Origin of the sequence: Sinomonas atrocyanea, from assembly GCF_001577305.1 — a bacterium.
Lineage (GTDB): Bacteria > Actinomycetota > Actinomycetes > Actinomycetales > Micrococcaceae > Sinomonas > Sinomonas atrocyanea.
Window position 1 is genome coordinate 1,662,403 of the sequence record NZ_CP014518.1, and the last position, 17,464, is coordinate 1,679,866.

Below are 17,464 nucleotides of genomic sequence, written 5' to 3' on the forward strand. Positions count from 1 at the left end.
GGGGACCATGGTGAATCTCGAGCTGGTCAATGCCTCCACGGGCAAGCGCGCCGGCGCCAAGCTCATCGACCTCGGCCTCGCCTGGATCCTCCAGCTCCTGCCCTACCTCCTCGCCCTCGCCTCCCTCTCGACGCTCTCGGGGAGCGCGTACCCCACGAGCTCGGACGAGCAGGCCCTGCTGGCCGCCGCCGTCTGGTGGGTGACCGGCACCGTGCTCGGGATCGCCCTGTGGATCTTCTGCTGGGCCTGGGAGGCCCGCACCGGCAAGACGCCGGGGCAGGCCATGCTGGGGCTGCGCACGAGCGGCCCCGAGGGCCTCGCGCCCGGCTGGGGCGCGGTGTTCGTGCGGAACTTCGTCTTCGGGCTCATCTGCCTGATCCCCGTGGCCGGCGTGGTCCTTGCCCTCATCTCGAACATGTTCGATCCGAACAGCAAGCGGCAGGGCTGGCACGACAAGGCGGCCAGGACATTCGTCTTCGACGTCCGCGCCGGCCGGGACCCGCTCACCACCGGCGGGATCAACGGCCCCGCCTCGTTCGCGCCCCGTGCGGACCTCCCCTCCGTCCAGGAGGTCGCCTCCCCGATGGCGTCGCCGGCCGCCAAGCCCCAGGTGCCGGCGCGCCCGGCCACCGCTCCGGCCGCCCCGCCCGCGGGTGCGGTGCCCCCGGCCGCGGCTCCCGCGCCCGCCGGCGCCGTCCCCGCCCCCGCCCCTGCGCCGCATGCCGCCGACCCGGACGCCGACCTCGGGGCCACCCGGTTCGCCCCGTCCCGGCAGACCGGTGCGCCGGCAGCGGGCGGCGCCCCCTCGGCGTCGGACGTGGTGCTGACCTTCAACGACGGCCGCCGGATCGCGCTGCGCGGGCCCGTCCTCATCGGCCGCAACCCCGCCGGCTACGACGACGAGACCGTGCAGGAGTTCCTCGCGGTGGACGATCCGGGCAAGAGCGTCTCCAAGACGCACCTGGCGGTGTGGAGCGACCCGAGCGGCGTGTGGGTCCAGGACCGCAAGTCGACCAACGGCACCCGCGTGGTCCGCGCCGACGGTGCGACCGCCGAGGCTCCCGCCGGCCAGCCCGTCCTCGTCGATGCGGGCGACGTGGTCCGCTTCGGCGACTGCTTCTTCTCGATCGGAAGGGGACACGCGTGACCGACACGCACGCGCCCGATCTTGATCCGCGCCTGCGGCTCACGGTCGGCTTCGGCACGGACCGCGGGCTTCGCCGCGAACTCAACGAGGACTCGTTCCTCGCCCAGGATCCGGTGTTCATGGTCGCGGACGGCATGGGCGGCCACGAGGCGGGCGAGGTGGCCAGCCAGCTGTGCGTGCAGACGCTGCGCGAGGCCGCCATGCTGGCCCCGGGAACCCACGCCGCGACCGCCCAGGACATCCAGCACGTGATCCAGGACGCCGACTGGCGCATCCGCGATGCCACGGGCGCCCGCGCGGGGACCACCCTCTCCGGAGCGGTGCTCATCGAGATCTCCTCGGTGCCGTACTGGCTCGTGGCCAACGTGGGCGATTCGCGCACGTACCGGCTCTCCCAGGACGGCCGGTTCGCCCAGATCAGCGTGGACCACTCCGAGGTCCGCGAGCTCGTGGACGCGGGCCAGATCACGGCCGAGGAGGCGCTCACGCATCCGCGCCGCCACGTGGTCACGCGGGCCCTCGGCACGGGCGAGGACGCCGAGGCGGACTTCTGGCTCCTGCCCGTCGAGGACGGGGACCGGCTGCTCGTCTGCTCCGACGGGCTGACCTCGGAGCTGCGCGACAGCGAGATCCTGCGCCTGCTCACGAGCCGCGTCCATCCCCAGGACGCGGTGGAGGCGCTCATCGACGCAGCCATCCACGCCGGCGGGCGCGACAACATCACGGTCATCGTCGTCGATGCCCAGGACGCCGCCGACGAACTCGGCCTGCGCGAGACCGCACCGCGGCTCGCGCCCGAGGAGGACACGCTGGACCGCGACCGTGCCGAGCGGCCTGCCGACGATGAACCGGCCGGCGACGATGCCGCCGGAGCCCCAAGCCCCGAGGCGGAGCCGGGCGGTGACCGTGACGAGGCGTGAGTACCGGCCCGGGAGCGGCTGGACCCTGCTGGCGCGCGGCGAGCTGACCGTCCTCGTCCCCGCCGCCCAGTCGGACGAGTTCCTCGGTCGCCTCTGGGACGCGCTCGGCGCCGACGGGGCGGACCTCTATGCGCTCCTCGACGTCTTCGCGTCGGCCTTCGGCCTGGCCCGGATGCCGGCGTTCGCCCTGGCGGAGCACGGCGACCGGCTGCGCCTCCTCGTGCGCGGGGCCGTGCGCGCCACCGTGACGACGGCCTCGGGGGACGAGGCGCTCAGCGGCAGCGAGGTCGGGACCTGGCTCGAGCGCGCGTTCGAGGCGTGGGACGCGGTCGAGGTCTCCGGTGCGCCCGCCGGCGCCGTCGCAGGCGAGGAACCCCGCGGCGCCCTGCCGCTCCTCGGCGGGGTCGTCGCTGCGGACACCCTGCTCGTGGCCGCGGACCGAGGGATGCCCGCCGCAGAGGCGGACGACGCCGCGTCGGCGGCTCGCGCCGTCAGCTCGCCGGCCGCCGTGGTCCCGCCGGACGCCGTCGCGCCGGTGACCGCGCCGGTGACTGCGGCTGTCCCGGCGGCCGCGAGCGAGGAGACCCTCCTGCCCGAATCGACCGTGGGGGGCTCCACGCTGGCAGGCCCCGCGACGGACGATCCGGCTCAGGCGCATGAGGCGCCGGCCGATGAAGCACAGCCCGACGAGGCGGCCGCGGGGCCGGCCCCCGTGGTGGCGGAGGAGGCCTCCGAGGCCACCACCTCCACGAGCGACTACGACCACCTCTGGGGCACCACGGTGCTCCGTTCCGTCGAGGACGCGGCCGTGAGGACCGACGGCGAGGAGGACGAGGAGCCCAGCGCCCTCGAACCCAGCGCCCTCGAACCGAGTGCCCCCGAACCGAGTGCCCCCGAACCGAGTGCCCCCGAACCGGGCGCCCAGGAATCCAGCGCCGGCGAATCCAGCGCCACCGAACCCGACGCCAGTGCACCCGACGCCCGGGAACTGGGCGCCCGGGGCCCCGAGGCGGACGCCGCCGGCGGCCACGCGCTGTCGGACACCGGGAACGGCCGCGGACCGGCGGCATGGAGTCCGCCGAGCCTCCTCATCGACGCGGTGCCGTGGGCGAAGCCGCAGCAGGCGCCCCCCGCCCACGCCTCGGCGCACGAGCCGGGGGAGCAGCATCAGCCGCGGCCCAGGCCGCGCGCGCAGAGCGAGATGCACTACCCCGACGCGCCCCGGGACGGCGCCGGACCCGGCACCGGGCCGCAGGGCCGATCCATCACGTCCGAGCTGTACGGCGACCATGACGGGGAGACGGTCATGCGCAGCGAGCTCGACCCGGCCTCGCTGGGCGCGGAACCCGACCAGGGACCCGCCGCCTCCGGCGCGCCGGGCGCGGCCCGCGAGGCGGCCGCCGCCCTGCTGGTGCTCGGCCGCCGGTGCCCGCAGGGGCATGCGAGCCCGCCCTCGTACCCCCAGTGCGCTGTCTGCGGGGAGCACCTCGACGGCGAGACGGTGCAGGTTCCGCGTCCCGCCCTGGGCCGCGTCGTCTTCTCCACCGGGGAGGTCATCGACCTGGTCCAGCCGCTCGTGGTGGGCCGCCAGCCCTCGGTCTCGCGCGTGCCCAGCGGCGGAATGCCGCGGCTCGTCTCGGTCACGAGCCCCTCGGGGGACATCTCGCGCAACCACCTCGAGGTCCGCCTCGAGGGTTGGCACGTCATGGTCCGCGACCTCAAGGCGACCAACGGCACGGTCCTCGCCCGGGCCGGCCAGGCGCCGCGCAGGCTCGCCCAGGGCGAGATGACGATCGTGCTCGACGGCGACGTCGCGGACCTCGGAGACGGCGTGAGCCTGCGCTTCGAGGCGGTGCCGTGAGCTCGAAGCGTCCCCCGGCCCCGCCCCCGGAGCTCAAGGGCTTCAGGTACCTGAGCCTGCTCGGCTCGGGCGGCTTCTCCGACGTCTACCTGTACGAGCAGGACAGGCCGCGCCGCAAGGTCGCCGTGAAGGTGCTGCTCTCCGACCTGCGCACCGAGAGCGCGCGGCGCCAGTTCGAGACCGAGGCCAACCTGATGGCCCAGCTCTCCTCGCATCCGTACATCGTGACGATCTACCAGGCGGAGATCACCGACAGCGGCCACTCCTACCTCGCGATGGAGTACTGCTCGCGCCCGAGCCTGGACATCCGCTACCGCCGCGAGCGGCTCAGCGTGGACGAGGTCCTCGCGGTCGGCATCCAGGTCGCCTCCGCGGTCGAGACCGCCCACCGGGCCGGGATCGCGCACCGGGACATCAAGCCGGCCAACATCCTCGTCACCGACTACAACCGGCCGGCCCTGACGGACTTCGGCATCTCGGGCACCGTGGAGGGCGGCGGGGACGCGGACATGGGCATGTCGATCCCGTGGTCGCCCCCGGAGTCGTTCCGCGGCAGCGTGGCCGACGGCGTGGCCCTGGACGTGTGGGCCCTCGGCGCGACCCTGTACACGCTCCTCGCGGGCCGCTCGCCGTTCGTCGTCCCCGGCGGGGACAACTCGCAGCGGGCGCTCGTCCAGCGGATCCACTCCTCGCCGGTCCCGCCGCTGGGCCGCGCTGACGTGCCCGAGTCGCTCGAGCTCGTGCTCGCCACCGCGATGTCCAAGGCACCCGAGAGCCGCTACTCCTCGGCCCACACGTTCGCCCTCGCGCTGCAGCGGATCCAGAACGAGCTCAGCCTCTCGGTGACGCCCTTCGAGGTGCTCGAGGAGCCCTCGGACGAGGACGACCCCGACTCGTCCTACGAGGAGACCCGCGTGCGGGGCGTCGTGGCGATCAACCCCCACGCCCCCCGCGCGGGCACGGGGACGGCACCGGGCCGGACCGTGCCCGGCCGGACGGTGCCGGGCACCCCCGGACGCACGACGCCGTTCACCGCCCCGGGCGCGGGCCTCGCCGGGGCACCGGGCGAGGCAGCGCCGGGCGAGACCACCACGGGACGGGACGACACCGTCCTGCGCGGGCGGACCGGCACGGCGCCCGGCCGGGAATCCCTCCACGGCCCGGGGGCAGGCGCCGAGCCGGAGGGCGACTCGACCGTGCTGCGCGGCGACGCGACGGTCCTGCGGGGACGCCCCCTGCCGGCGGGGCAGCCGGCGGGGCAGGGGCCCGAGGACGGCGGCCGGGACGACGCCGACGGCGAGGGACGCGCCGCCGCGGTGCGCCGCCGTCGTGCGCTGCTGGCCTCGTCAGCGGCGGGCGTGGTCCTCGTCGCCGCGGTGGGTGCCGGGATCGTGCTCGCGCCGGGCCTGGCCAACCGGCCCGCGCCCAACCAGACCACCTACAGCGCGCCGCCGGTCGACGCCGTGGACTCCGGCGCCGTGCCCAACGTCACCGACCTGAAGGGCACGGCGGACGCCTCGGGGGTGACGTTCACCTGGAAGAACCCGCAGCCCAAGCCCGGCGACGCGTACCTCGTCACCGTGCTGCGCCTGATGGGCCAGCAGCCGCCCACCACGGTCACCGCCACGAAGGCCACCGTGCCCAAGGAGGCCTCGGGGCAGACCTGCGTGCGCGTCGTGGTGCGGCGCAGCGACGGCGCGGCGGGGCCGATGGACGACTCCGCGCCGAGCGCGTGCGTGAGCACCAAGTGACCGTGAGCACCAAGTGATACTGCCCGGCGCCGCGGTGCGGCACGGGAGCCATGTGAATGTCCGAACTGGGGAGACGGAGCACACACGAATGGACCAGGGAACACCAGGGGCCGGCGACCTCGTCGTCGACTTCTGCGGAGAGCTGTACCGGCCCGATCCGGGCGGCGTGTTCGGGATCGGCAGGGAGGGCGACCTCGAGGTCGACGACAATCCCTACCTGCACCGGCGCTTCCTCGAGATCTCGCACGTGGACGGCATCTGGTGGCTCTCCAACGTCGGGTCGCTGCTCTCGGCAACAGTCGCGGACGTCAGCGGCGGGCTCCAGGCCTGGGTGGTGCCCGGCGCGCGGATCCCGCTCGTCTTCGGGCACACCAACGTCATCTTCACTGCAGGGTCCACGACCTATGAGTTCGCCGTGCACGTGCGCACCCCCGCGTTCCGGCAGCACGCGAGCCCCGAGGAGGACGGCGGCGCCGCGGGGGAGACCACCATCGGCCCCATCACCTTCACCGACTCGCAGAAGGCCGTGATCGTGGCGCTCGCAGAGCCCATGCTGCGGCGCGACGGGACGGGGCTGAGCTCGATCCCCACCTCCGCGGCGGCGGCCCGGCGGCTCGGGTGGGCGCTGACCAAGTTCAACCGGAAGCTGGACAACGTGTGCGACAAGCTCGACCGCGTGGGCGTGGTGGGCCTCCGCGCCGGCGGCGGGAAGCTTGCCACCAACCGCCGGGCGCGGCTCGTCGAGCACGCCGTGAGCTCCCACCTCGTCACCGCCGAGGACCTCGTGCTCCTGAAGACACAGGCCGAGACGCCCCGGGGCCCGGCGGCGTCCGGGCAGGACGGGCCGGAGGGGGACTAGGTGCGGATCAGACTCACGCTGCGGCGCGACCCCGAGCCCGCGGTGGACCTGGCCGTGACCGTGGACGGCCTCGCCTCGGTCGGCGACGTGGCCCGGGAGCTGTGGCTCGCCGATCCGGCGCGGGCCGCCGAGCACACGGGTGCGGGTCCGGCCCGGGCGGAGGCGGGCGCCCTGGCCGGCCTGACCCTCAGGGTCGAGGAGTCGGTCCTCGCCGGCGGGATGACTGGCCGCGTGCTCGACCCCGAGGGGACCTTCCTCGAATCGGGCCTCCGGCAGGGCTCGACCGTCTCGCTCTCACGGGTGGCCCCGCGCGGGGCTGCCCACGGCGCGGCCGGCGCCGACAGCGGCGCCGGAGCGCCCGCCGTCGACCGCGGACCGGCGGCGGCGACCCTGCGCGTGGTGTCCGGCCCGGACGCCGGCAGGGAATTCTCCCTCCCGGTCGGCGCGAGCCTGATCGGCCGCGGCGCCGGTGCCGACGTGGTCCTCACCGACCCGCTCGTGTCCAAGCGGCACGCGCGGATCACGGTGGGCGAGACGATCGAGATCGCGGACCTGAACTCCTCCAACGGGCTCGTCATGGACGGGCTCACCGTCTCCAAGGCCGTGCTGGCCTCCTCGGACGCCGTGACCCTCGGGGACTCCACCGTGTCCGTGGTGGGCCTCGGGCACAGCGCCGGGCGCACCCAGACCTCCCCGCTCGTGCCGTTCAACCGCTCCCCGCGGGTCGTGCCGCGGTTCCCGCCGCAGGCCCGCGAGCTGCCGGAAGGGCCGCAGCGGCCCACCACCCAGCCGTTCCCGATCGTCATGCTGTTCGTGCCGATCCTCATGGGCGCCGTGATGTTCGCGGTCCTGCAGAGCGTCGTCTCCATCGTGTTCATGGCGATGATGCCGCTGTTCGCGGTGGGCATGTGGTTCGAGTACCGGCGCCACGCCAGGCGCGAGCTCCGCGAGGAGACCCGGCTCTTCGAGGAGCGGCTCGCGGAATTCGCGCGCCAGATCACCGAGCTGCAGACGGTCGAGCGGGCCGTGCGGCTCCAGGAGGCACCCTCGGTGGCGGAGACCGTGGAGTCGATCTACCGCCTCGGGCCCCTGCTGTGGACCCACGCCCCCGAGCACCGCGAGTTCCTCACCGTGCGGCTGGGGCTGGGCACCGTGCCCAGCCGCGTGAGCGTCACCGTCCCGCCCGAGGGCAGGACGCTGCCCGAGTTCACCCGCCGCCTCCACGAGGCGCAGGGCCGCTTCGCGGTGCTCGACGCCGTGCCGGTCACGGCGAGCCTGCGCCAGGGCGGCGGCCTCGGCGTCGCCGGCCCCCGGGGCCTCGTCGAGAACGTGGCCCGGGGCATCCTGCTGCAGATCGCCGGACTGCACTCGCCCGCGGAGGTGGTGATCGCGGGGCTGGCCTCGCACGAGTCCAAGGAGCGGTGGGAGTGGCTCCAGTGGCTCCCGCACGTGGGCTCCTCCCACTCGCCCCTGGCCGGCGACCACCTCGCCGCAGGATCGGCGGCGGGGATGCTCCTGCTCACCCGGCTCGAGGACCTGCTCGCCGTCCGCACCGCCGGCCCGGATGGGCAGGCCAGCCCCTCGGGCGGTCCCGCCGGTCGGCGCGGGGCAGTGCGGGAGGAGCACGACGGGACGTCCGAGCCGATCGTGCCGACCGTCGTCGTCCTCGTCGAGGACGACGCCCCGGTGGACCGCGGCCGCCTGACGCGCATCGCCGAACTCGGCCCCGACGTGGGCATCCACGTCGTGTGGGTGGCGGCCGGCGCCGAGCAGCTGCCGCAGTGCTGCCGCGACTTCATCGTGGTCGACGGCGAGCACGGGGCCACGAGCGGCCAGGTCCGCCTCGGGCGGCACACCTACCCGGTCAGCTGCGAGAGCGTCGACGAGGCGCTCGCCGTCCAGCTCGGCAGGATGCTCACCCCGATCGTGGACGTCGGCAAGCCGGTCGACGACGACTCCGACCTCCCGCGCAGCGTCTCCTACGTGACGCTGGCCGGGGCGGAGATCGCGGACGACGCCGGCACGGTCGCCGAGCGCTGGCAGCAGTCCAACTCGGTGCGCGCCTCGGCCGTGGCCAATCCGAAGGCGAAGGGCACCCTGCGCGCGCTCGTGGGCTCGAAGGGCGTGGAGCAGTTCTTCCTCGACCTGAAGAACGAGGGCCCGCACGCCCTGGTGGGCGGCACGACGGGCGCGGGCAAGTCCGAGTTCCTGCAGTCGTGGGTGCTCGGCATGGCCAACGCCTACAGCCCCGACCGCGTGACGTTCCTGTTCGTGGACTACAAGGGCGGCGCCGCCTTCGCCGACTGCGTCAGCCTGCCCCACACGGTGGGGCTCGTGACCGACCTCTCGCCCCACCTCGTGCGCCGCGCGCTCACCTCGCTGCGCGCCGAGCTGCACTACCGCGAGCACCTGTTCAACCGGAAGAAGGCCAAGGACCTCCTCGCGATGGAGCGCGCCGCGGACCCGGACACCCCGCCGTACCTCGTGATCGTGGTGGACGAGTTCGCCGCGCTCGCCACCGAGGTCCCCGAGTTCGTCGACGGGGTCGTGGACGTCGCCGCCCGCGGCCGGTCCCTCGGGCTGCACCTGATCCTCGCGACGCAGCGGCCCGCCGGCGTCATCAAGGACAGCCTGCGCGCCAACACGAACCTGCGCATCGCGCTGCGGATGGCGGACGAGGCCGACTCCGAGGACATCCTGGGGGAGAAGACCGCGGCCTACTTCGACCCGGGCATCCCCGGCCGCGGCGCCGCCAAGACCGGCCCCGGGCGCATCCAGGGCTTCCAGACCGGGTACGCCTCCGGATGGACCACGGAGCGGCCCGCGCTGCCCCGCATCGACATCGCCGAGATGGACTTCGGCACCGGCGCGGCCTGGGAGCGGCCCGCGGACCTCGTGGACGCCGAGCCCGAGGCCGAGGGGCCCAACGACATCGCGCGCATGGTGCGCACCATCTCGACCGCGGCAGACCGGATCGGGCTCGAGATGCCGCGCAAGCCGTGGCTCGCCGAGCTGCCCCAGACCTACGATGTGGCGCGGCTGCCCAATCCGCGCACGGACGAGCGGCTCCTGCTCGGTGTCGTGGACGATCCCGCGCACCAGAGCCAGCCGACCTTCTTCTACGAGCCGGACCGGGACGGGAACATGGCCGTCTACGGCACCGGAGGGTCGGGGAAGTCCGCCGCGCTGCGCACGGTCGCGGTCGCCGCGGCCATCACGATGCGCGGCGGCCCCGTGCAGGTCTACGGCATCGATGCGGGCTCGCGCGGCCTGCACATGCTCGAGGCGCTCCCGCACGTGGGCGCCGTGATCGACGCGGACGACGCCGAGCGCATCGGCCGGCTCATGCGCCACCTGTCAGGACTCGTCGACGAGCGTTCCGAGCGGTACGCCGCCGCCCGGGCCGGCAGCATCGGCGAGTACCGGCGCCTCGCCGGCCGCCCCGACGAGCCCCGCATCATCGTCCTCATCGACGGGATGGGGGCGTTCCGCGAGCAGTACGAGTACAGCTCCGAGAGCGCGGTATTTGACCTGCTCACGCAGCTCGCCTCCGACGGGCGCGCGGTCGGCGTGCACCTCGTCATGACCGGGGACCGGACCAACTCGATTCCCGCCTCGATCGCCTCGAGCGTGCAGAAGCGCATCATCCTGCGCATGACGGGCGAGGACGACTACATGATGTTCGGCCAGCCCAAGGACGTGGTCACGCCGCAGTCGCCGCCTGGACGCGGCGTGGTGGACGGCCTCGAGGTGCAGCTCGGGGTGCTCGGCGGGAACGCGAACGTGGCGCTGCAGGCGCGCGAGATCACCCGGCTCGCCGAGGCGATGCGGCGCCAGGGCGTCCCCGAGGCCCCGCCCGTGCGCACGCTGCCGGACCTCGTCACCGGGCAGGCGCTGCCGACCGACTCCGGACGGGTGGCGCTCGGCCTCGAGGACTCGACCCTCGAGCCGCTCTACGTCGACCCGTCGGGGGCCTTCATGCTCACCGGGCCGCCCGGATCCGGGCGCACGACGGCGCTCGCGGCCCTCGCCGCCGGGCTGCGGCGGGCGCGGCCCGGCGTCCGCAGGGTCTACCTCGGTGCCCGGAGGTCTGCCCTGGCGAACCTTCCGCTGTGGGACGCGAGCTTCACGGGAGAGGACGCCGTGGCGGCCGCCGTCGACGAGCTCCAGCTCGACGTGGGGGTGCGGGAATTCGCGCTCTTCGTCGAGGGCCTGCCCGACTTCGACTCGACTCTTGCCGAGAGCGGGCTCTCGGGCCTCATCACGGCCATGGACCGCGAGGGCCTGTGGATCGTGGGGGAGTCGGAGACCGCGGGCTGGGGCTCGGCCTGGAGCCTGTCCCAGCCGTTCAAGAACGGCCGCCGCGGCCTGCTGCTCAATCCCGCGGAGATGGACGGCGACTCGCTGCTGAACACGTCCCTGGGGCGCATCCGCAATCCCCGGTACGTGCCCGGACGGGGCTTCTACGTGGCGCGGGGACGGGCGTACAAGGTGCAGGCCGCCTTCGAGGACCTCGCCGCCGGCTGAGTGCTCCAGGACATCAGTCCCAGACGTCAGCCCTGCGTCGTCCAGCCCTGCCCTTTCCTAGAAGGGCGGGGCGGGTCGTGGTGGGGGTAGGTGGTGTAGGCCAGTCCCGCTGGTGAGGTCCAGTGGAGGGTGCCCGGCGGTGTGAAGGCTCCCGGTGGGCTGGTTACCGGTGGATTGGGTGCCGTGGGTTCGGGTGCCGTGGGGCTCGGTGCCGGTGGGCTGGGTGGGGCGTTGCGGCTCTGGGTGGGCGGGATGGGCTGGGTGGTGGCCGCTTGGCGGAGGGTCCAGTGGCCGCGGGTCTTGAGACGGTGGTGTTCGCGGCAGAGAAGGGCGAGGTTGTCTGCAGCGGTGTGGCCACCGGCGTGCCACTCGGTGGTGTGGTCGGCCTCGGTGGTGGGGGCGGGGCGGTCGCAGCCGGGAAAGCGGCAGGTGGCATCGCGGGCGCCGAGGTAGCGGCGCATCGCGGCGGTCGGGGTGTAACGGGCGCGGCCGATGGCCAGGGGCGCGCCCGTGGCGGGGTCGGCCCACAGCCTCGTCCAGGTGGCGGCCTCGGAGGCGAGGAGCCGGGCCGCTGCGGGGTCGACGGGGCCGTAGCCGAGGAGTTCGGCCGGGGTCTCGGAGGTCCCGGCTGCGGTCGCGGCGGGCAGGACGAGGACGACCTCGCACCGCACCCCGGACCCCGCAGGGCCAGCGGGCCTGACTGACCCGGCCGACGTGGCTGACCCGGCTGACTTGGCTGACCCGGCTGACTTGGCTGACGCGCCGGGGATGGCCGGCTCCGCCGCCGTGGCGGCCCTCGGGCGCCCGGCGGCGGGTGCCGTGTCGCCGGCGCCAGTGGTCCCGCCTGGGACCGCGGTGCCGGCCGGGACCGCGGTGCCGGCCGGGACCGCGGTGCCGGTCGGGACCGTGGTGCTGGCGGTCAGGAGGTCGGCGAAGGCGTCGGCGCGCAGCTGTGCGAGGGTGCGGGCCTCGTCGGGGGCCTGGAGGGAGCGGGCGATGGCCTCGAGGCGGGTGTCGATCGCGGCCCCGTGTTCGAGGGGCAGGTACGCGGTGAGCCAGCACATCCCGTCGGGGGCCGGGTCGAGGTCGACGCGGCGGCCGGCGGCGGCGTGGGCCTTGCGAGCGGTCAGCGGCTCGTCAGCGTGGTCCTCGACGAGGCGGCGCAGCCGACGGGTGAGGGCGGCCGGGGACGGTATCCGGTCGGGGTCGGAGGGGCAGGCGGCCTCGACGGCGGCGGCCAGGAATGCCGGCAGGCGTTCCGGGGGCACGGGGACGGCCGCGTCCAGGACCGCCTTGGCCCGGCGGCGGGAGAGCCGCCCGCCGGCGAGCGCCGCCAGGATGGGGGCCGCGGCCGGGTCGGTCAGGGACAGGGCCTCGGCGACAAGGCCTTTGGCGGTGCGGGCGGAGACTTTCAGGGCCGCCGAGACCTCCGAGGCCGCGATCGAGGCCGCCTCCGCCGTTCGGAAGGGATCGGTGCCGTCACCGGCGCAGAGGTCGACGAGGGCGCCAAGAACCGCGGCCTGCTCGGCCAGGCGTGCGGCCTCGACCTGTTCGAGGCGGACCAGGCGGCGTACGAGCCCGGCAGCGGCCACCTCGCGCAGTTCTGCCCGCACCACCGGGGCGGGGAAGACCTCGAGCTCTTCCGGGTCCGCGAACAGTCCCGCATCCACAGAAGCGAACAGTGCCGCGTCCACCCCTCCCCGTACGGACACGGCGAGGTCCTTGTCCGGGACGCGCCGGAACGCTGCCGAGAGCACTGGCCCGAGCCCGGCCGGGTCAACCCCCTGCGGCCGCGCCAGATCGTTCAGCTCCCACTCCAGCCGCAACCACTCCGGCGGCTCGGACGGGAACCCGACGGACGACACGGCGTCGTCGGGAGGCACCGCTGCCTCCGACTCCGACCGGCCATCTCGCTCCATATATCAAGAATAGAACATATATTCGATTAATAGAAGAGGGCAGAGCCTATCATGGGAATGTCGCTTCACCTCTCGCTCCGGACCGCATCGGAGCAACAGGCGCCGCGTGGGGAGGAGTCCCCATCGTGGCCCTGGCGGCAGGCGGATAGGTTGGTCTATGAACGCAATGGCCGCCTCTGGACGAGGGATCCGAGGGTGGGTCGTGGGCGGGATTCCTGGACACGCCGGGGACGTATCGAAAGGAAAGATCATGGCTATTCAGCAGGGCGCCAACGTTGCCGAGCTCCGCGGTGTCGCGAAGCAGTTCGATGCGAAGGCCAACGAGGTGGACCAGATCAAGAACAACCTCAATGCGCTGATCAACAACAACATCCCGGCCAACTGGGCCGGCCGCGACGCCGAGCAGTTCAAGGGCGAGTGGCAGGCCACGGGCATGAAGTCCCTGGCCAAGCTCGTCGAGCAGCTGCGCGACGCCTCGCGCACCATGAACACCAACGCCACGGCCCAGGAGCAGACCTCCAGCAGCCTGCACTAGCAGCCCACCGCGGCCCCCGTGCCGCCGCGCTCACCGGGCGCTGACCGGGCGCCGACCGGGCGCTGACCGGGGGAGGCCCCACGGCACCAGCCGTGGGGCCTCTCCTGCGTCTCCCCCCGGCTGACCGTTTCGGGTACGCATCTCGTCGCCCTTTTCGCGTTTCGGGTACAGGCGCTCGTACCCGGAAGGCCCCAGAGCCGTCGAGATGCGTACCCGAAACCGGGGGCGGGTCGGGGCCATGGGGCAAGATAGACAGCGTGAGCCCAGAAGCAGCGAGCACCCAGACAGCGAGCACCGAAGAAGCGGTCGGCGAAGCGATCGTCCCGTCCGAGTCGCTGCGCGAGGAGTACGACGCCCTCGCGGACGAGGTCCGGCACCACCGCGCCCTCTACTACAACCAGGACGCGCCGGAGATCTCGGACGCCGAGTACGACGCGCTCTACCGTCGGCTCGAGGAGTTCGAGGCGCTCCACCCTGAGCTCATCGCGAACGACTCGCCCACCCAGGAGGTCGGCGGGGAGGTCACGGCGGCCTTCGCCCCCGTAGAGCACCTGGCCCGCATGTACAGCCTCGAGGACGTCTTCTCCCTCGACGAGCTCGAGGCGTGGGTCCGGCGTGCCGAGGCCAGCGTCGCGGCGGCGGGCTTCCCCGCGGCGGCATGGCTCACGGAGCTCAAGATCGACGGCCTGGCCGTCAACCTCCTCTACCGCAACGGCGAGCTGGTCCGGGCCGCGACCCGCGGCGACGGCCGCACGGGCGAGGACGTCACGCACAACGTCCTGACTATCAAGGACATCCCCACCCGGCTCGAGGGCGAGGGGCACCCCGAAGAGGTCGAGATCCGCGGCGAGGTCTACATCCCCACCAAGGCCTTCAACGAGTTCAACGAGGCGCTCATCGCCGAGGGCAAGGCCCCGCTCGCCAACCCGCGCAACGCGGCCGCCGGGTCGCTGCGCCAGAAGGACCCCGCCGAGACCGCCAAGCGGCCGCTGAGCATGTTCGTCCACGGCATCGGCGCCCGCGCGGGCCTGAGCACGGCCAGCCAGTCCGAGACCTACGACCTGCTCAAGGCCTGGGGGCTGCCCACGAGCCCGTACTACGAGGTCCTGGACACCTACGAGGAGGTCCTGGCCTTCATCGAGCGGTTCGGCGAGAAGCGGCACAGCCTCATCCACGAGATCGACGGCATCGTGGTCAAGGTCGACGACTTCGCCACCCAGCGGGCCCTCGGCCACACCTCGCGCGTGCCGCGCTGGGCCGTGGCATTCAAGTACCCGCCGGAGGAGGTCCACACCCAGCTCCTCGACATCCAGGTGAACGTGGGCCGCACCGGACGCGTCACCCCCTACGGGGTCATGGAGCCCGTGAAGGTCGCGGGCTCCACGGTGTCGATGGCGACCCTGCACAACCAGGACGTGGTGCGCGCCAAGGGCGTCAAGATCGGCGACACCGTGGTGCTGCGCAAGGCCGGGGACGTCATCCCCGAGATCGTCGGCCCCGTGCTGGCCCTGCGGGACGAGGCGGCGGTGCGCGACTTCGTCATGCCCACCACGTGCCCCTCGTGCGGGACCCCGCTCGCGCCCGGCAAGGAGGGCGACGTCGACATCCGCTGCCCCAATGCCCGCTCGTGCCCCTCGCAGCTCCGTGAGCGCGTGTTCCACCTCGCCGGCCGCGGGGCCTTTGACATCGAGGCCCTTGGGTGGGAGGCGGCCATCGCGCTCACCCAGCCCGCCGAGCCCGAGGTGCCGCCCCTGGAGAATGAGGCCGGCATCTTCGAGCTCACCGCCGAGGACCTCCGCGACGTGAGGATCCGCCGGGAGAAGCGCTCCAAGGGCGTGGGCACGGGGGAGTGGGAGCTCGTCCCGTACTTCTACACGAAGCCGACCGCGAAGACTCCCTCCAAGCCCACCGCCACGACCGAGAAGCTGTTCCGCGAACTCGAGAAGGCCAAGACCCAGCCGCTGTGGCGCGTCCTCGTGGCGCTCTCGATCCGGCACGTGGGCCCCACGGCCTCCCGGGCCCTCGCCACCCGGTACGGGTCGATGGCGGCCCTGCGGGCCGTCCTCGCCCAGGATGACGCGCGCGAGCAGCTCGCAGACGTCGACGGGGTGGGCCCCATCATCGCGGACGCGCTCATCGAGTGGTTCGCCGAGGACTGGCACCGCGAGATCGTCGACCGGTGGGCCGCGGCCGGCGTGAAGATGGAGGACGAGCAGGACGCCTCGGTGGGCCGCACGCTCGAGGGGCTGACCGTCGTCGTGACCGGAAGCCTCGAGGGCTTCAGCCGCGACGAGGCCAAGGAGGCCATCATCATCCGGGGCGGCAAGGCCTCCGGCAGCGTCTCCAAGAAGACCGACTACGTGGTGGCCGGCGAGAGCGCCGGGACGAAGCTCGACAAGGCCGAGCAGCTCGGCGTGCCGGTCCTCGACGAGGACGGCTTCCGCACGCTCCTCGCCGAGGGCGCCGCAGGGCTGGGCGCCCCGGCGGGGGCCGAGGACGGGGGCGGCGCGGACGCGGGCACCCCGGAACAGGTCATGCGGGCCGAGGAGGACGACGAGTGACGCACGCCCACACGCCCGAGTTCCTCGAGCGCCTCCTGACCGTGGCCCGGAGCGCCGCCGCCGCCGGCGCCGCCGTCCTCGCAGGCCGCGCAGACGGCGTGCTCACCTCCGCCGAGGGCGCCGCCGAGACGAAGAGCTCCGGCAGTGACTGGGTCACCGAATTCGACCTCGCCGCGGAGAAGGCCGTGCGCTCGGTCCTCGCGGCCGAGCGTCCGAACGACATCGTGACCGGGGAGGAGCAGGGAACGAGCCGGGTGGCGGAGCCCAGCGGCTTCCGCTGGTCGATCGACCCGCTCGACGGCACCACCAACTTCATCCGCGACATCGTGTACTACGCCACGAGCGTGGCCGTGGCCGACGAGGACGGCCACTGGCTCGCCGGGGTCGTCAACGCCCCCGCGCTCGGGCGCGAGTACTGGGCCGTCCGCGGAGGCGGCGCCTGGCGGCTCGACGCCGCCCCCGGACGCGCCGGCGACGAGGGCCACCGCGACGGGCGGCCCCGCCGCCTCGACGGACCCGCCCCGGGCAGGGCCGACGACGGGTCGGCGATCCTCGCCACGGGCTTCTCCTACGAGCCCGCGATCCGGGCTGAGCAGGCCGCGGCCCTCACCGGGCTCATGGACGGCTTCGGCGACATGCGCCGGCTGGGCTCGGCCGCCCTGGACCTCTGCCTCGTCGCGGATGGGACCCACGACGCCTACGGCGAGCGGGGCCTCAACGAGCACGACTTCGCCGCCGGGGCGCTCATCGCCGAGGAGGCCGGCTGCTGGGTGCGCCGTCCCGTCCTGACGAGCCCGCTGCTCGGCGGCCCGGACGACGACGAGCGGCTCGCCGCCTGGACCTGCGCCGGGAGCATCGAATTCTCCGGCCGCTTCCCGATCGGATGACGGGCCTCATTGTCCGCGAGGCGACCCCGGCGGACTACGCGGAGATCGCCAGGATCGCCGAGGCCGCCTACCTCGGCCCGGGCTACTTCGAGAGCGCCGAGCACCCGTACATGCAGCACATCGCGGACGTGGCCTACCGCGCCTCACGGGGCACGGTCCTCGTCGCGGAGCGGGACAAGCGGATCGTCGGATCCGTGACCGTCATGGCGCACGGCGACGGCTTCGACCAGATCGCCCGGCCCGGGGAGTTCGAGTTCCGCCTCCTCGTGGTGGACCCCGCCGTGCAGCGGTCCGGGGCGGGCACGGCCCTGGTGCGCGAGGTCGAGGTGAGGGCCCGGCGGGCGGACGCGACCGCCGTCGTGCTCACCACGGGGGAGGGCTGGGAGGCGCCGAACGCGCTCTACCCCCGGCTGGGCTACGAGCGCGCGCCCGAGCGGGACTGGCCGGTCACGGGGACCGACATCATGCTCCCGGTCTACATCAAGCGCCTCTGACCA

11 protein-coding genes are annotated in these 17,464 nt (G+C 73.8%); 10 read left to right on the forward strand and 1 reads right to left on the reverse strand.

Going from position 1 to position 17,464, the window contains the following annotated elements; translation table 11 throughout:
- The first annotated feature begins 7 nt into the window (after positions 1 to 7).
- The 6 genes from SA2016_RS07630 (at position 8) to SA2016_RS07655 (ending at position 11,065) form a co-directional block, all read left to right on the forward strand.
- Positions 8 to 1,147 carry an RDD family protein gene (locus SA2016_RS07630; RefSeq protein WP_066497073.1) on the forward strand — a complete coding sequence of 380 codons (1,140 nt, stop codon included), beginning with the start codon at positions 8 to 10 and terminating at the stop codon, positions 1,145 to 1,147.
- Positions 1,144 to 2,067, forward strand: a complete 924-nt coding sequence (locus SA2016_RS07635) for a PP2C family protein-serine/threonine phosphatase (protein ID WP_066497075.1) — start codon at positions 1,144 to 1,146, stop codon at positions 2,065 to 2,067. Before SA2016_RS07630 ends, SA2016_RS07635 begins: the two co-directional genes overlap by 4 nt.
- A complete protein-coding gene (locus tag SA2016_RS07640) occupies positions 2,054 to 3,928 on the forward strand; it encodes an FHA domain-containing protein (RefSeq protein WP_141305554.1) in 1,875 nt (624 codons plus the stop codon). Before SA2016_RS07635 ends, SA2016_RS07640 begins: the two co-directional genes overlap by 14 nt.
- Positions 3,925 to 5,679, forward strand: coding sequence for a serine/threonine-protein kinase (locus SA2016_RS07645; RefSeq protein ID WP_066497077.1), 1,755 nt, complete (start codon positions 3,925 to 3,927; stop codon positions 5,677 to 5,679). Before SA2016_RS07640 ends, SA2016_RS07645 begins: the two co-directional genes overlap by 4 nt.
- A gap of 88 nt (positions 5,680 to 5,767) precedes the next feature.
- A complete protein-coding gene (locus tag SA2016_RS07650; protein ID WP_066497078.1) occupies positions 5,768 to 6,538 on the forward strand; it encodes a hypothetical protein in 771 nt (256 codons plus the stop codon).
- Positions 6,539 to 11,065: a type VII secretion EssC family protein gene (locus SA2016_RS07655; RefSeq protein WP_066497079.1), complete on the forward strand. Its 4,527-nt coding sequence runs from the start codon at positions 6,539 to 6,541 to the stop codon at positions 11,063 to 11,065. It abuts the gene before it with no gap.
- Positions 11,066 to 11,091: 26 nt separating this feature from the next.
- Here the strand turns inward: SA2016_RS07655 and SA2016_RS07660 are convergent, their stop codons facing one another.
- The gene (locus SA2016_RS07660) at positions 11,092 to 12,984 is read right to left on the reverse strand and encodes an HNH endonuclease (protein WP_084249396.1); all 1,893 of its coding nucleotides are present in this window, start codon (positions 12,982 to 12,984) and stop codon (positions 11,092 to 11,094) included.
- A gap of 250 nt (positions 12,985 to 13,234) precedes the next feature.
- On the opposite strand from SA2016_RS07660, the gene SA2016_RS07665 reads away from it, so the two are divergent.
- From SA2016_RS07665 to SA2016_RS07680, 4 genes are all read left to right on the forward strand, one after another.
- Entirely contained in the window at positions 13,235 to 13,519 is a 285-nt protein-coding gene (locus SA2016_RS07665; RefSeq protein WP_066497083.1) for a WXG100 family type VII secretion target, read from the forward strand.
- Positions 13,520 to 13,776: 257 nt separating this feature from the next.
- Complete coding sequence (ligA, locus tag SA2016_RS07670; RefSeq protein WP_066497085.1) at positions 13,777 to 16,080, forward strand: NAD-dependent DNA ligase LigA; 2,304 nt, start codon at positions 13,777 to 13,779, stop codon at positions 16,078 to 16,080.
- Positions 16,077 to 16,967, forward strand: a complete 891-nt coding sequence (locus SA2016_RS07675; protein WP_066497087.1) for an inositol monophosphatase family protein — start codon at positions 16,077 to 16,079, stop codon at positions 16,965 to 16,967. Before ligA ends, SA2016_RS07675 begins: the two co-directional genes overlap by 4 nt.
- Entirely contained in the window at positions 16,964 to 17,461 is a 498-nt protein-coding gene (locus SA2016_RS07680) for a GNAT family N-acetyltransferase (RefSeq protein WP_066497088.1), read from the forward strand. The genes SA2016_RS07675 and SA2016_RS07680 overlap by 4 nt, the downstream gene beginning before the upstream one ends.
- Positions 17,462 to 17,464 lie beyond the last annotated feature (3 nt).

Bases quoted from the DNA above. Each gene is read 5' to 3' on its own strand.
- SA2016_RS07680 (WP_066497088.1), top strand. From the start codon at position 16,964: ATGACGGGCCTCATTGTCCGCGAGGCGACCCCGGCGGACTACGCGGAG.
- SA2016_RS07665 (WP_066497083.1), top strand. From the start codon at position 13,235: ATGGCTATTCAGCAGGGCGCCAACGTTGCCGAGCTCCGCGGTGTCGCG.
- SA2016_RS07630 (WP_066497073.1), top strand. From the start codon at position 8: ATGGTGAATCTCGAGCTGGTCAATGCCTCCACGGGCAAGCGCGCCGGC.
- SA2016_RS07650 (WP_066497078.1), top strand. From the start codon at position 5,768: ATGGACCAGGGAACACCAGGGGCCGGCGACCTCGTCGTCGACTTCTGC.
- SA2016_RS07660 (WP_084249396.1), bottom strand. From the start codon at position 12,984: ATGGAGCGAGATGGCCGGTCGGAGTCGGAGGCAGCGGTGCCTCCCGAC.